Consider the following 13,757-nt stretch of genomic DNA (forward strand, 5'->3'; position numbering starts at 1 on the left):
CCCGGCGCAAGGCCGGAAGTAGGGAGCAACGATGCCGCAGCGTGCCTTGATCGAACAGCGCCCGTGGCTGCTGGCCAGCCTGATCGCGGGGATCAGCTACTGGTTCGTGGCGGAAAGCTGGATTCCGGGGTTCTACCTGATCTTGTGGAAGGGTGCGGGTGTGGGCTTGCTGGCGGTTTATGCATGGCGGCACCATCCGGTGGCGGACGCGCACCGCATCGCGCTCATCATGGCGCTGGGCGCGCTGGGTGACATGGTGCTGGAAGTGAGCTTCACGGGCGGCGCGATGGCGTTTCTGCTAGGGCACATGGCGGCGATTGCACTTTACCTGAAGCATCACCGCCGCGTGATGCACAAGGCGGAGCGCTGGACCACGGCGGGGCTTTTGCTGACCATACCCGCCGCGAGTTTTGCGCTGACAGGCCGCCCGGAAGTCGCGCTTTACGCGCTCGGCCTTGGGGGCATGACTTCTGCCGCCTTTGCCAGTGACTTCCCACGCAGCCGCGTCGCGCTTGGTGCGGTGATGTTTGCGGTGTCCGATCTGCTGATCTTTGCGCGCATGGGGCCGCTCGCAGAAAGCCAGATCCCGCATCTTCTGGTCTGGCCACTATACTACTTCGGCCAGTTCCTGATCACGGTGGGTGTGATCGGGGCACTGCGGCGGAAAGGTGAGTTCAGGGCGGCTTGAACCCCCGATCCGCTCGTGCTGAGCCTGTCGAAGCACCTCGCACGGCGGTCGTCTCAGCATCCTTCGACAAGCTCAGGATGAGCGGGGTTTGTTAGTCGTCAGGGCACCACCACCGCTCCATCCGCTCCGCGCGCCAACGGCATATGCGCCGTCACCGCGCTCAACGGCAGCGGGGCGTAGATATGTGGGAAGAGCTGCCCGCCGCGTGACGGCTCCCACTTCACCGCATCGCCCAGCGCGGCAAGATCTACCGCAGCCACATGCAGGTCGGCTTGCCCGGCGAAGTGCTTGTCCACCGTCTCGGTCACCTGAGCCGCAGTCGAGAGGTGGATATAGCCATCGGCGATATCGATCGGGGCGCCGAGGAACACGCCGTCCTTGAGCAGAACGGCCATCTGATCGGCGGTGAGTACCTTGTAGGCCGTTACATCAAGCTCGCTCACGCTTCAGCTTCGCCTTCTGCATCTCCGGCAGCATCGCCTTCCTCTTCGGCAAGACGCACGGCACTGACGACATGTTCGTCGCCAGAGACGTTGAACAGGCGCACGCCCGCCGAACCGCGCCCGATCACGCGCAGCGATTCCAGCGGCAGGCGGATCAATTTGGCCTGATCGGTGACGAGCATGAGCTGGTCAGCCTGAGAGGCCGGGAAGCTCGCTACCACTGGTCCGTTGCGGGCGATGTTGTCGATGTTGGTGATGCCCTGGCCGCCGCGACCGGTGCGGCGATACTCATAGGCCGACGACAGCTTGCCGTAGCCATTGGCGCAGACGGTGAGGATGAACTGTTCGCGCGCCTGCAGTTCTGCCATCCGCTCGGCCGTCATCGCAGGTTCGCCATCCTTCTCGCCCTTCCACGGGGCGAAGCGGACGTAGTCCTCGCGCTCTTCGGCGCTGGTGCCGACGCGGTGGAGGATCGAGAGCGAGATAACCTCGTCATCGCCCTTGAGCGTCATGCCGCGCACGCCTGTCGAGGTGCGGCTCGTGAATTCGCGCACTTCATCACCGGCAAAGCGGATTGCCTTGCCGCTGCGGGTGGCGAGCAGCACATCGTCGCTAGCCTCGAGCAGCGCGACGCCGATCAGGCGATCCTCGTCACCTTCCTCGAACTTCATTGCGAACTTGCCGTTGGTCGGGATATTCGCGAAGGCGTCCATCGCGTTGCGACGCACGTTGCCCTTGGCCGTGGCGAACACGACCGACAGCTTGCCCCATTCGGCTTCGTCTTCCGGCAGCGGCAGCACGGTCGCAATCGTCTCGCCAGCATCCAGCGCCGGGAGCAGGTTGATCATCGGCCGCCCGCGCGTGGTCGGCCCGCCTTCGGGCAGGCGCCAGACCTTGAGGCGGTAGACCTTGCCCGCAGTCGAGAAGAACAGCACCGGCGTGTGGGTGCTCGTGACGAACATCGTCGCCACGGCGTCCTCTTCCTTGGTCGCCATGCCGCTGCGGCCCTTGCCGCCGCGATTCTGCGCGCGGAAAGTCGAGAGCGGGGTGCGCTTGATATAGCCATCGAGGGTGATCGTGACGACCATGTCCTCGCGCTCGATCAGGTCCTCGTCCTCGATGCCGTCAGCCGGCGCGGTGATTTCAGACTTGCGCGGCGTGGCGTAGGCATCGCGCACCGCGACGAGTTCTTCGCGCATCACGCCGTAGAGCTTCTCGCGGTCTGCGAGGATCGCGAGGTATTCCGCAATCGCCTTGGCCAGAATTTCCAGCTCGCCGCCGATTTCATCGCGGCCCAGCGCGGTGAGGCGGTGGAGTCGCAGGTCGAGGATCGCGCGAACTTGCGTCTCGCTCAGGCGGTAAGTGCCGCCCGCGCCGTCCAGCGCTTCGTCCTCGATGGCTTCGACAAGGCGGATATACTGTGCGATATCGCCAATCGGCCATTCGCGGGCAATCAGTGTCTCGCGCGCCAGCGCCGGGTTGGCAGAGGCACGGATGATCCTGACCACTTCGTCGAGGTTCGAAACCGCGACGACGAGGCCGAGCAGGATATGGGCCCGGTCGCGCGCCTTGTTCAGTTCGAACTTGGTGCGGCGGGAGATGACCTCCTCGCGGAACTGGACGAAGGCTTCGATGATATCGCGCAGCGACAGGATTTCAGGGCGGCCGCCGCGGATCGCCAGCATGTTCGCCGGGAAGTTCGATTGCGCGGGAGTGTTGCGCCAGATCTGGTTGAGCACGACTTCGGGCGTTGCGTCGCGCTTCAGATCGACGACGACGCGCACGCCTTCGCGATTCGATTCGTCGCGGATGTCCGAGATGCCCTCGATCCGCTTGTCCTTGGCCGCTTCGGCGATCTTCTCGACAAGATTGTTCTTGCCGACCTGATAGGGGATCGAGGTCAGCACGATGGACTTTCGGCCTTCGCCGCGCCCACCCTTGGTATCCTCGATCTCGTGGCGCGCGCGCATCACGATGGAGCCGCGGCCTTCGGTATAGGCCTTGCGCGCGCCGCTCGTTCCCAGAATCAAAGGCGCCGTCGGGAAATCCGGCGCGGGGATGATCTGGATCAGGTCCTCGTTGGTGATCGCCGGGTTCGCCATGTAGGCAAGGCAGCCATCGATCACTTCGCCGAGGTTGTGCGGCGGAATGTTGGTCGCCATGCCGACCGCGATACCGCCCGCGCCGTTGACAAGGAGGTTGGGGAAGCGCGCAGGGAGTACCTGCGGTTCATTTTCCGAGCCGTCGTAGTTGGGCTGGAAATTGACCGTATCCTTGTCGATGTCCGCCAGCAGCGCGTCGGCCACCTTGGCAAGGCGCGCTTCGGTGTAGCGCATCGACGCCGGCGGATCGGGGTCCATCGAGCCGAAGTTGCCCTGGCCATCGATCAGCGGCAGGCGCATCGACCAATCCTGCGTCATGCGGGCCAGTGCGTCGTAGATCGCGCTGTCGCCATGCGGGTGGTACTTGCCCATGCAATCGCCGACGATACGCGCGGACTTGCGGTAGGCCTTGGTCGATGTGAAGCCGTTTTCGTGGCTGGTCCACAGGATGCGGCGGTGCACTGGCTTGAGCCCGTCGCGCACGTCAGGAAGTGCGCGGCTCACGATCACGCTCATCGCGTAATCGAGATAGCTCGTCTTCATTTCGTCGACGATGTCGATCCGCTGGAACTCGTGGTCCGGCAGCGGTGCGGGCGGGTCGATCAGGCCGGTATCATCGCTCACGTCGGTGGCTATTTCGCTTTGTTGTCAGGAATGTTTCAGCCCTAGGGCAAACACCCGGCAAAGGCCAGAAAAGTGCCCGTCATCGCACGGCTTTTCCACATGAGTCCGCACCGCACGGCGCCGCTTCCTGAACAATGAGACGAATTGGTATTCAATCGGCGTTCAACCGGTGGGTTCCATAGCAGCAAGGCGTTGCCAAGGCGGCGATTTGGCGTCAGAGGTTCCGCGCGGTGGAGTGTGAAACAAGTCCGTTCTGCCGGAGTTTTGGGATATGGCCCATGGCAGGACGAAGCAGGGACCGGTTCGGTCCGGTGCGATGTGGCCAGGAGGAGATGAAGTGATGCGGGGTAATGCAATGAAGTTTGTGGCCGCTCGGGCTGCGCTGGCCGTCGCGCTTTCGACCGGCCTTGCTGCCGGTGGTGCGCTGCTGGGCGCTGCGCCCGCCATTGCAAAGGAAAAGGAAGCGCCCAAGGGCGGCACCTATTCCAAGGAATTCATCGCGGTCGCCGGCCCGGTGCAGAAGCTCGTTCAGGATGCGCAGGCTGCCAAGGCCAAGGGTACGCCCGACGCGCAGATCAAGACCACGCTCGGCGGCGCCGCCGAGGCGGTTGCCAAGGCCGAGGCTGCGGCCAAGACCGGCCAGGACAAGCTCGCTGCAGGCCAGTTCGCAGTGCAGCTCGGCGGGTTCCTTGAAGATAACGCCATGCGTTCGCGCGGCATCAAGAACATGATCGACAGCGGCCTGCTTGAGCCGGAAAAGATCCCGACCTTCAACTTCTACCTTGGCAACTTCGCCTACTCCGCGAAGGACTATCAGGGCGCGATCGAGCCGCTGACCAAGGCGGTACAGGGCAACGTTTCGGAAGATGCGGCGGCAGAAATGCTCGCTGATTCCTACACGCAGCTCGTCAAGCCCGCCGAAGGCATCGCCGCGCTCAAGGCGGCCTACGATGCGCGCATGGCTGCCAAGGGCACGGTGCCCGACAGCTGGTACACCCGCGCCAAGATCATCGCCTACAAGGCGAAGCTCGGGCCGCAGGCGATCGAGTGGTCGACGCTCGAAGTGGCGGCACAGCCCTCGTCGCTCAACTGGCTCGGCGCCGGCCAACTCGCGCGCGAGTTTGGCGGTTTCGGCAAGGAAGAGTCGCTCGATCTGGGCCGTCTGTTCCTGCGCAGCGGCGCGCTCGACAACGACAAGCAGTACGTGGCCCGCGAGTTCATCGAATATGTCCAGGCTGCCGACCCGCGTCGTCTGCCGGGCGAAACGGTGAAGGTGATCGAGCTTGGCCTGTCGAAGGGCGCGCTTGATGCCAGCGACGTGTTCGTGAGCGACTCGCTGTCGCAGGCCAAGGGCCGCATCACGGCGGACAAGGCTTCGCTCGTCGGCCTCGAGAAGGACGCTCGCGCAGCGGCAGATGGCAAGCTCGCCGTTGCCACGGCTGATGCCTACCTCTCGTATGACAACCCCGCCAAGGCTGAGGAGCTCTATCAGCTCGCGCTCACCAAGGGCGGCGCGTTTGACATGGACCGCGCGGAAACGCGCCTCGGTATCGCGCAGTTCGATCAGGACAAGTTCGACGCGGCCAAGGCCAGCTTCGCCAAGGTCGGCGGTGTTCGCGCTCCGCTTGCCCGGCTGTGGTCGGTGCTCGCGGACCAGAAGGCCAAGCCCTGATCGGCTGAAGCCATTCGGCAAAAATGAAAGGGCGGCCTCGCGAGAGGCCGCCCTTTTCTTTTGCGCAAAGGTTGTATTGGCTTTGGCATCCCCGCACCGGCGGGGATCGATCCTCACTTCACCTCGTGGAAGTCCCCCGAATCCTCGTCGAGCACGTGGAGCACCCCGTCCGAAATCGCGAAGAATGCACCGCGGAGGCGCAATTCGCCGGCAGCTTCCTTGCGGCGCACGCACGGGAAGGTGCGCAAGTTGGCAAGGCTGACCTTGACGCCCGCCTGCTCCATCGCCCGTTCCGCAGTGCGGCCGCTAGTGCCGTGGGCATGGACGACGCCGGCACGCGCCGGGCCGAGCAGCCCGATCCAGTCGTTGATGAAGCCGCCTTCGCCCGGCTCGGTGCCTTCAAGTTCCTGCGTGAGCGCGGCGCGGCAGCCGCCGCACATGCCGTGGCCGAGCACCACGATCTTGCGCACCTTGAGCACCTGCACTGCAAATTCAAGCGCAGCGGAGACGCCGTGGTAGCCGGGTGATGTTTCGAACGGAGGGACCAGCGCGGCGACATTGCGCACCACGAACATCTCGCCGGGGTCCGTATCGAAGATCTGCGCCGGATCGACGCGGCTGTCCGAACAGGCGATCACCATCACCGGCGGTTCCTGCCCTTCGCGCAGTTGGTGCCAGCGTTCCAGCCGCGGCGTCCAGCCGTTGGTGCGGAAGCGGCGATAGCCATCGATCAGATGGTCGAGCTCGGGGGAAAAGGGTCTGGCCATGGGGGACCTGTTGCCGCCTACGAATGCATCTTTCAAGTCATGCTTCATGCGTCTATCTGAACCGCCATGAACGATCAGTCTCCGATTGCCGCGCCCGAACGCCCGGCACGCGCCCGCAAGCCCGATTGGATTCGCGTCAAGGCGCCCACCAGCAAGGGATACGAGGAAACGCGCGGCCTCATGCGCAGCCTCGGCCTCAACACGGTGTGCGAGGAAGCGGCCTGCCCGAATATCGGCGAATGCTGGACCAAGAAGCACGCGACGGTGATGATCCTCGGCGACGTCTGCACGCGCGCCTGCGCGTTCTGCAACGTCAAGACCGGCATGCCGCGCAAGGTCGATACGAGTGAGCCGGGCCATGTCGCCGAAGCCGCCGCGAAGCTGGGACTTGAGCATATCGTGATCACGTCGGTCGACCGCGACGACTTGCCGGACGGCGGGGCGAGCCAGTTCGTGAAGGTGATCGAGGCCCTGCGCGCCGCGACGCCGAACACCACGATCGAGATCCTGACCCCCGATTTCCGCGGCAAGATGCGGGCGGCGGTGGAAGCGATCATGGCCGCCGGGCCGGACGTCTACAACCACAACCTCGAAACCGTGCCGCGGCTCTATCCCACGATCCGCCCGGGTGCGCGGTATTACGCCTCGCTGCGCCTGCTCGAGGAAGTGAAGCACCACGATCCCCGCGTGTTCACCAAGTCGGGCGTCATGCTCGGGCTTGGAGAGCAGCGGCTCGAAGTCCATCAGGTAATGGACGACATGCGCTCGGCCGGCATCGATTTTCTGACCATGGGCCAGTATCTGCAGCCGACGCCAAAGCACGCGCCCGTGATCGATTTTGTCACCCCGCAGGCCTTTGCCGCCTATGGCGCAATTGCCCGGGCCAAGGGCTTCCTGCAGGTCGCTGCGAGCCCGCTGACGCGGTCGAGCTACCACGCGGGTGAGGACTTTGCCGAAATGCGCGCCGCCCGCGAAGCCCAGCTCGCCAAGGCGTCCACGAAAGCCTGAGCCTATGCCGGTCATCAACCAGCAGCGGCACCTCCAGTGGTCGGCGGAGGAGATGTACGATCTCGTCGCCGACGTGAAGCGCTACCCGGAGTTCCTGCCCTGGGTCGTCGCGACGCGGATCAAGTCCGACAGCGAGACCGAGATGGTAGCCGACATGATGGTGGGCTTTTCCGCGCTGCGCGAAAAGTTCACCTCACGCGTCCACAAGGATCGCCCGCGCCGCATTGCAGTGGAATATCTCGATGGCCCGCTCAAGCGCCTGTCCAACACGTGGGAGTTCAAGGCCCATGAGGACGGAGGCTGCGTGATCGACTTCAATGTCGATTTCACCTTCCGCAGCGCCATCTTCGAAAAACTGGCCGGCCAGTATCTCGATCGTGCGTTCCGCAAGATGGTCGCCGCGTTCGAAACGCGTGCCGAAAAGCTCTACGGCAGCAAAAGTTCCAGCGCGACCAGCGCCGCCTGAATCCGCACTTCAGCGCGCGTTTTCGCGGTTTCGAAGACCTTCAGCTCGGCGTTCACAGCCTCGGGATCCTCGCCGCGTTCGGCCCTTGCGAAGACGACCGTTCCCACCGGCTTCTGCTCGGTGCCGCCGTCTGGTCCGGCAATTCCGGTGATCGCCACGGCAACCTGCGCGCGCGAATGCTTTAGCGTACCCTGCGCCATCGACCAGGCGACCGCGACGGATACCGCGCCAAATGTGTCGATGAGGTCGGTCGAGACGCCCAGCATCTCGTTCTTCGCCTCGTTTGAATACGTCACGAATCCCCGGTCAACCACGGCGGAAGAGCCGGCAATCTCAGTCAGCGCCGCCGCGACGAGCCCGCCCGTGCAGCTTTCGGCCACCGCGACCATGCGGCCTGCGGCCTTGTTTTCGGCAATCACCCGCGCCGCAAGGGCGGTCAGTTCGGCAGGAAGCAGGGTATCCATAGGGTCAGGCCACAGGGCAGATGGGAAGGTCGGACTTCTTCGTGCTGCCGGGCTTGGGCTTGTCGGCCAGTACGATGATGAAGGTGACCAGTTCGGCGGTGTTTTCAGGCGGCAGCGGCGAGAGGAGCCGCACCCCACGCTCGATGGCCTTGCACTGGCCCGGTTTGATGCCCTTGGCCACCATGGCAGATACGATGCCTTCGGCAAACGGCTGCAGCGCCTCGTCCGAAAGGTTCGCGACGACGTCCTTCATCTTGTCGTCGTTGCCGCCGATCTTGATCAGTGCGGCCCTCGCTTCGGGCCACGCCGCGCTCTTGCGGGCAGCATAGCGCTGCACAAGGCTGGAACCCTGCGTGGCGAAATAGCCTTGCGGTGAAAGCTGCGGGCTGCAGGTCTTCATCGTCGAGTTCATCACCACCGGCAGCGCATACGTCACAAGGCTCGTCACCTCGCGTTCACTGAGGCAGGCAGGATTTTGTGCGGCAGCGATTTCGGCTGTCCCCAGCGCTGCCAGCGCGGCGCTCCATACGATCTTGCGAACCAGCGACATGACGTACGCTCCTTCAAGCCTGTGCGATGACGGTTGCCACCGCCTGCGCTGCAATTCCCTCGCCGCGACCGGTAAAGCCGAGGCGCTCGGTGGTCGTCGCCTTGACGCTCACGGCAGCGATGTCAATCGCGAGGATCTCTGCGAGCCTTGCCCGCATCGCCGTCTTGTGAGGGCCGATCTTCGGAGCTTCGCAAATGATCGTGACGTCAACGTTGCTGATTGCATAACCAGCCTCGGCCACCAGCGTTCCGGCGTGGGCAAGAAAGCGGTCAGAAGAAGCCCCGCGCCACTTCGCGTCAGAGGGCGGGAAGTGATCGCCGATGTCCCCCGCTGCCACCGCACCTAGCAGGGCATCGACCAGCGCGTGGATGGCGACGTCGGCATCAGAATGCCCTGCAAGCCCCTTGGTATGCTCGATTTTCAGTCCGCACAGCCAAAGCTCCTCACCTTCGGCAAGGCGGTGGACATCATAGCCCATGCCGGTGCGCACGGAGGCAAGTTTCATGCTGTCATCCTTCAGGTCTTCGGCAAACGTCACTTTCTTGAGCCGCTCGTCGCCGGGAACAAGCGCGACGGCGAGGCCGGCTGCTTGGGCAACCGCGGCATCGTCGCCCGCATCGGCGGCGCCATCCCAAGCCCGGTGGGCAGCCAGAATGGCATCGAAGCGGAAGGCTTGCGGCGTCTGTACGCGGTAGAGGCCGTCGCGGTCGACAAACGCCCCGCGCAGCCCGCTTGCTCCGCGCACAACGCTATCGACAACCGGCAGGACCGGAATAGCGCCGGGCTGGCTATCCAGCGCCGTCACCAGCTCGGCAATCACTGCTTCCGGCAGGTCCGGCCGCGCGGCGTCGTGGATCAGCACGGATGCGGGCGCATTTTCTGCCAGCGCCTCAAGCCCCGCGCGGACCGAGCCCTGCCGGCTCGCCGCGCCGTGAACGAAGCGAACGCCTGGTAAGCCGGCCAATGTCTCCACTGCGGTTTCTTCCCAGTTTGCCGGGATGACGACCACGATCGGCGCGACGCCGGCTTTCGCCAGCGCTTCTACTGAATGGCGCACCAGCGGCTTGCCGCGCCAAAGTGCGAACTGCTTCGGAACCGTGCCGCCCGCGCGCAAGCCTTGCCCGGCGGCGACAACAACAGCGGCAACGGAGGCGGTGGAAGGCGCGTTCATAGGTCGCCCCCTTACAGTCCTTGCCGCAAACCGCGCAATCGACTAAGCGCATGCCTCTTTTTTAGGCAGTCCATTTATGCGTGAACTTCCCGTCCCGCCGCAGCTGAAGCCGATCATGGTCGGCCCCGTGCGCATTGCGCAGCCGGTCGTGCTGGCGCCGATGACGGGCGTTTCGGACCTGCCGTTCCGCACGATGGTCCGCCGCTTCGGTTCCGGCCTCAACGTGACCGAGATGATCGCCAGCCCCGCCGCAATCCGCGAGACGCGCCAGTCGATCCAGAAGGCTGCGTGGCATCCCACCGAAGAGCCTGTCTCGATGCAGCTCATGGGCAACGAGCCGGCGCAGATGGCCGAAGCCGCGCGCATTTCCGAGGACAAGGGCGCCGCGATCATCGACATCAACATGGGCTGCCCGGTGCGCAAGATCGTCAGCGGCGATTGCGGCTCGGCACTGATGCGCGACATTCCGCTCGCAACCGCGCTGATCGAGGCGACGGTAAAGGCGGTCAAGGTGCCGGTCACGGTCAAGATGCGCATGGGCTGGTGCCATGACAGCCTCAATGCCCCCGAGCTTGCGCGCATCGCGCAGGATCTTGGCGCGCAGATGATTACCGTCCACGGCCGCACCCGCAATCAGATGTACAAGGGCTCGGCCGATTGGGCCTTCGTCCGCCGCGTTAAGGACGCCGTCTCGATCCCCGTCATCGTCAACGGCGATATTTGCGGGATCGAGGATGCCGCGCAGGCGATCGAGCAGAGCGGCGCTGATGGGCTGATGATCGGGCGCGGGGCCTATGGCAAGCCATGGCTCCTCGGCCAGGTTATGCACTGGCTTGATACCGGCGAAGAACGCTCCGAGCCGAGCATTTCCGAGCAATATGCTCTGATTACAGAGCATTATCACGCAATGCTCGAACACTATGGCACGATGACCGGCGTTAACATGGCGCGCAAGCACCTCGGTTGGTACACCAAGGGTCTGCCGGGATCGGCCGAGTTCCGCAACCGCGTGAACTTCATCGACGATCCCAAGGTCGTGCTTGCTTCGCTGGCCGAGTTCTATGGCCGCGCGATGTCTGCACCGGCGAGCCGCGCGGCTGCATGAGCGGCCCGGGCGATTGGCGCAAGACCGGTGACGGGCGGCCCGATCCCAAGCGCATCGTTGCCAGCCTGCCGATGGCCGTATTCACGCTTGCGCCGGACCTGACGATTGCCGCCGCTAATCCTGCGGCAGAGCAGCTCGCCGGGCAGGGCGCCCGCCGCCTTGTCGGCAAGCCGGTCGAAGATGTCTTCGCCTTCGAGGAACCGCTGATTCTGCGGCGCCTTGCTGAAGGCGAAGCGCAACTGCTCGCCCGCGATTCGCTGGTGCGCATTCTCGGGGCGCCCGCGCGACGGATCGATATCATGACGTCGCCCGTCGCCTATTGTCCGGGCTGGCAACTGCTTTCGCTGAGCGAAGGCGTTGGCGTGGAAGCGCTTTCGGGTGATGGCGGCGGTGCCGGAGCCGGGGAGGGCACGCCGCTGCGCGCACCCGAAGTCCTCGCGCACGAGATCAAGAACCCGCTCGCCGGCATTCGCGGCGCCGCGCAGTTGCTCGGCCGCAAGGTTGGCGATGCCGACCGCGCGCTGACGGAGCTCATCACGGGCGAGGTTGATCGCATCGCCAAGCTGGTCGACCAAATGCAGTCGCTTTCGCGCCGTGGCCGTGAGCCGGGCACGCCGTGCAATCTCCACGAAGCGGTGCGCCGCGCGCAGGCGGTCGTCGCTGCCGGGCATGGCGGTTTTGTCGTGGAGGAAGAGTTCGACCCATCGCTCCCGCCGGTCATGGCCAATCCCGATGCGCTAGTGCAGGTGCTGCTAAACCTCTTCACCAATGCGCGCGAAGCCTGTGAAACTGCACGAGAACCCCGGATCGCCGTGCGCACGCGCTTTGCCAGCGGCATCCAGCTCCATGCGGGACCGGGCGGCAAGCCGCTGCGCCTGCCGATCGAGCTAAGGGTCAGCGACAATGGTCCCGGCATCGATCCGGCGCTGCGCGATCACATCTTCGATCCCTTCGTGACCGGCAAGAAGAATGGGCAGGGCCTTGGCCTTGCCCTTGTCCAGAAGCTTGTGCGCGAGATGAACGGGCGCGTGACGCACGACCGCGATGAAGTGCGCGGATGGACGCATTTCCGCCTGCATCTGCCCGTTGCCGGAAGCTCTAACCCATGAAGAGCCGCATCCTCCTCGTCGAGGACGACGCCTCCATCGCGCTCGTCATCACCGCCGCGCTCGAAGCAGAGGGCTACAACGTCTCCCACTGCGTCTCGATTGCCGAGCGCGACCGCCTGCTGGGCGAGCAGGCTTTTGGCCTCATGCTGACCGATGTCATGCTGACTGACGGCGACGGTATGGAGACGCTGGGCCGCGTGCGCGAAGCGGCGCCGCACATGCCGGTCATCATTCTCTCGGCTCAGAACACGCTCGATACCGCTGTCCGCGCGAGCGATACCGGCGCGTTCGAGTATTTTCCCAAGCCCTTTGATCTCGATGAACTCGTTCGCACCGTGCGGCAGGCCATCGGCTCCAGCGAGAACGCCGGGCTGGATGACGTCACCGAGGACGTCGCCCCCGGCCTGCCGCTTGTCGGCCGCAGTCTGGCAATGCAGACGGTCTACCGGATGATCACGCGCGTGCTGCGCAACGATCTCACCGTTCTGATCCTGGGAGAATCCGGTACCGGCAAGGAACTGGTGGCCGAAGCGATCCACCAACTCGGCAAGCGCAGCGCAGGGCCATTCGTCGCGGTCAACACGGCCGCGATCCCGGCTGACCTCATCGAAAGCGAGTTGTTCGGCCACGAAAAGGGCGCCTTCACCGGTGCCGTAGCGCGCCGTATCGGCAAGTTCGAGCAGGCGCGCGGCGGCACGCTGTTCCTCGACGAGATCGGCGACATGCCGCTGGAAGCGCAGACGCGCCTGCTGCGCGCGCTGCAATCGGGCCGCATCCGCCGCGTTGGCGGGACCGAGGAAATCACCCTCGATTGCCGCATTGTGGCCGCCACCAACCGCGATCTCGAACCGATGATCGCGGCGGGCACATTCCGCGAGGACCTCTACTACCGCCTTGCCGTAGTGCCCATCGAGTTGCCGCCCTTGCGCGAGCGTGCCGACGATATCGAGGCACTGGCCCGCCATTTCCTCGTCCGTGCGGCGGGGGAAGGGCTGCCGCGCCGCCAACTTACGGCTGCGGGCGCGGCCCTCCTCGCGCGCCAGCCCTGGCGCGGGAATGTGCGCGAACTGCGCAACTTCGTGTACCGTCTGGCTCTACTCGCGCGCGATGAAGTGGTCGATGCCGGCACCATTGAGCCGCTGCTTGCGCAGGACCGTGCGCAGCCGCAGCCCGGCGCTGCGGGGCAGGCGGTCGCGGCCGATTTTGCCGAGGCGCTGGCAAGCTGGCTTGCCGAGGAGCAACCGCGCGAAGGCGAACTCTACAGCGCTGCGCTCGCCGCGTTCGAGCGGCCCTTGTTCCTTCACGCGCTGGCCGTCACCGCAGGGAACCAGCTGCGCGCGGCGCGTCTCCTTGGCATCAATCGCAACACGCTGCGCAAGCGGCTTTCCGAACTGGCCATCGATCCGGATGAGGCCGTAGCCCGGGGATGACGATGGCCGGCGTGAAATCGGGCACCAGTGTTTGGCGCTCGATCTGACCTGTTCGTTACCCACCGCAGGCGGAGATCCAGAGCCGCCGCGCGCTGACGTCACTCCACGGCCACATGCTGTCCGCCGCACGTAGTCTGCTCTTCGTCGAATCGGCTTGC

The 13,757-nt window shown here is 64.9% G+C and carries 13 protein-coding genes; 7 read left to right on the forward strand and 6 right to left on the reverse strand.

The annotated features are described in order from the left end of the window. The first annotated feature begins 31 nt into the window (after positions 1 to 31). Entirely contained in the window at positions 32 to 688 is a 657-nt protein-coding gene (locus NSE01_RS01195; protein ID WP_147157805.1) for a lysoplasmalogenase family protein, read from the forward strand. A 98-nt stretch (positions 689 to 786) separates the two neighbouring features. On the opposite strand, the gene NSE01_RS01200 is transcribed toward NSE01_RS01195, so the two are convergent. Both NSE01_RS01200 and gyrA read right to left on the reverse strand, forming a co-directional pair. Beyond that, complete coding sequence (locus NSE01_RS01200) at positions 787 to 1,131, reverse strand: DUF952 domain-containing protein (protein ID WP_147157806.1); 345 nt, start codon at positions 1,129 to 1,131, stop codon at positions 787 to 789. Further along, positions 1,128 to 3,857, reverse strand: coding sequence for a DNA gyrase subunit A (gene gyrA / locus NSE01_RS01205; protein ID WP_147157807.1), 2,730 nt, complete (start codon positions 3,855 to 3,857; stop codon positions 1,128 to 1,130). Before gyrA ends, NSE01_RS01200 begins: the two co-directional genes overlap by 4 nt. A 340-nt stretch (positions 3,858 to 4,197) precedes the next feature. Here gyrA and NSE01_RS01210 point away from each other — a divergent pair, with 340 nt between their 5' ends. Beyond that, positions 4,198 to 5,529, forward strand: a complete 1,332-nt coding sequence (locus tag NSE01_RS01210; protein WP_147157808.1) for a hypothetical protein — start codon at positions 4,198 to 4,200, stop codon at positions 5,527 to 5,529. A 113-nt stretch (positions 5,530 to 5,642) separates the two neighbouring features. Here the strand turns inward: NSE01_RS01210 and NSE01_RS01215 are convergent, their stop codons facing one another. After that, positions 5,643 to 6,296, reverse strand: coding sequence for a carbonic anhydrase (locus tag NSE01_RS01215; protein WP_147157809.1), 654 nt, complete (start codon positions 6,294 to 6,296; stop codon positions 5,643 to 5,645). 66 nt (positions 6,297 to 6,362) lie between these two features. On the opposite strand from NSE01_RS01215, the gene lipA reads away from it, so the two are divergent. Continuing rightward, positions 6,363 to 7,304: a lipoyl synthase gene (gene lipA, locus NSE01_RS01220; RefSeq protein WP_147157810.1), complete on the forward strand. Its 942-nt coding sequence runs from the start codon at positions 6,363 to 6,365 to the stop codon at positions 7,302 to 7,304. A gap of 4 nt (positions 7,305 to 7,308) precedes the next feature. Continuing rightward, positions 7,309 to 7,770 carry a type II toxin-antitoxin system RatA family toxin gene (locus tag NSE01_RS01225; RefSeq protein ID WP_147157811.1) on the forward strand — a complete coding sequence of 154 codons (462 nt, stop codon included), beginning with the start codon at positions 7,309 to 7,311 and terminating at the stop codon, positions 7,768 to 7,770. Here NSE01_RS01225 and NSE01_RS01230 read toward each other — a convergent pair. From NSE01_RS01230 to NSE01_RS01240, 3 genes are read right to left on the reverse strand one after another with little or no spacing between them, the layout of a single operon-like run. Further along, the gene (locus NSE01_RS01230; RefSeq protein WP_147157812.1) at positions 7,731 to 8,234 is read right to left on the reverse strand and encodes a CinA family protein; all 504 of its coding nucleotides are present in this window, start codon (positions 8,232 to 8,234) and stop codon (positions 7,731 to 7,733) included. The two genes, NSE01_RS01225 and NSE01_RS01230, sit on opposite strands and share 40 nt — an antisense overlap. Before the next feature lie 4 nt (positions 8,235 to 8,238). Further along, on the reverse strand, positions 8,239 to 8,784 hold the full coding sequence (locus tag NSE01_RS01235) for a hypothetical protein (RefSeq protein ID WP_147157813.1): 546 nt from the start codon (positions 8,782 to 8,784) through the stop codon (positions 8,239 to 8,241). 13 nt (positions 8,785 to 8,797) lie between these two features. Further along, positions 8,798 to 9,955, reverse strand: a complete 1,158-nt coding sequence (locus tag NSE01_RS01240; RefSeq protein WP_147157814.1) for a bifunctional 2-C-methyl-D-erythritol 4-phosphate cytidylyltransferase/2-C-methyl-D-erythritol 2,4-cyclodiphosphate synthase — start codon at positions 9,953 to 9,955, stop codon at positions 8,798 to 8,800. A gap of 76 nt (positions 9,956 to 10,031) precedes the next feature. Here NSE01_RS01240 and dusB point away from each other — a divergent pair, with 76 nt between their 5' ends. The 3 genes from dusB to NSE01_RS01255 are packed head-to-tail and all read left to right on the forward strand — an operon-like array spanning position 10,032 to position 13,599. After that, positions 10,032 to 11,060: a tRNA dihydrouridine synthase DusB gene (gene dusB, locus NSE01_RS01245; RefSeq protein WP_147157815.1), complete on the forward strand. Its 1,029-nt coding sequence runs from the start codon at positions 10,032 to 10,034 to the stop codon at positions 11,058 to 11,060. Next, entirely contained in the window at positions 11,057 to 12,169 is a 1,113-nt protein-coding gene (locus NSE01_RS01250) for a two-component system sensor histidine kinase NtrB (RefSeq protein ID WP_147157816.1), read from the forward strand. The genes dusB and NSE01_RS01250 overlap by 4 nt, the downstream gene beginning before the upstream one ends. Next, positions 12,166 to 13,599 (forward strand): sigma-54-dependent transcriptional regulator, encoded by a 1,434-nt coding sequence (locus NSE01_RS01255; protein WP_147157817.1) that lies wholly within the window; start codon positions 12,166 to 12,168, stop codon positions 13,597 to 13,599. Before NSE01_RS01250 ends, NSE01_RS01255 begins: the two co-directional genes overlap by 4 nt. Positions 13,600 to 13,757: the final 158 nt, after the last annotated feature.

The sequence above is a fragment of the Novosphingobium sediminis genome (assembly GCF_007991615.1).
Classification (GTDB): domain Bacteria; phylum Pseudomonadota; class Alphaproteobacteria; order Sphingomonadales; family Sphingomonadaceae; genus Novosphingobium; species Novosphingobium sediminis.

Bases quoted from the DNA above. Each gene is read 5' to 3' on its own strand.
- NSE01_RS01195 (WP_147157805.1), top strand. From the start codon at position 32: ATGCCGCAGCGTGCCTTGATCGAACAGCGCCCGTGGCTGCTGGCCAGC.
- NSE01_RS01210 (WP_147157808.1), top strand. From the start codon at position 4,198: ATGCGGGGTAATGCAATGAAGTTTGTGGCCGCTCGGGCTGCGCTGGCC.
- NSE01_RS01215 (WP_147157809.1), bottom strand. From the start codon at position 6,296: ATGGCCAGACCCTTTTCCCCCGAGCTCGACCATCTGATCGATGGCTAT.
- lipA (WP_147157810.1), top strand. From the start codon at position 6,363: ATGAACGATCAGTCTCCGATTGCCGCGCCCGAACGCCCGGCACGCGCC.
- NSE01_RS01225 (WP_147157811.1), top strand. From the start codon at position 7,309: ATGCCGGTCATCAACCAGCAGCGGCACCTCCAGTGGTCGGCGGAGGAG.
- NSE01_RS01230 (WP_147157812.1), bottom strand. From the start codon at position 8,234: ATGGATACCCTGCTTCCTGCCGAACTGACCGCCCTTGCGGCGCGGGTG.
- NSE01_RS01235 (WP_147157813.1), bottom strand. From the start codon at position 8,784: ATGTCGCTGGTTCGCAAGATCGTATGGAGCGCCGCGCTGGCAGCGCTG.
- NSE01_RS01240 (WP_147157814.1), bottom strand. From the start codon at position 9,955: ATGAACGCGCCTTCCACCGCCTCCGTTGCCGCTGTTGTTGTCGCCGCC.
- dusB (WP_147157815.1), top strand. From the start codon at position 10,032: ATGCGTGAACTTCCCGTCCCGCCGCAGCTGAAGCCGATCATGGTCGGC.
- NSE01_RS01250 (WP_147157816.1), top strand. From the start codon at position 11,057: ATGAGCGGCCCGGGCGATTGGCGCAAGACCGGTGACGGGCGGCCCGAT.
- NSE01_RS01255 (WP_147157817.1), top strand. From the start codon at position 12,166: ATGAAGAGCCGCATCCTCCTCGTCGAGGACGACGCCTCCATCGCGCTC.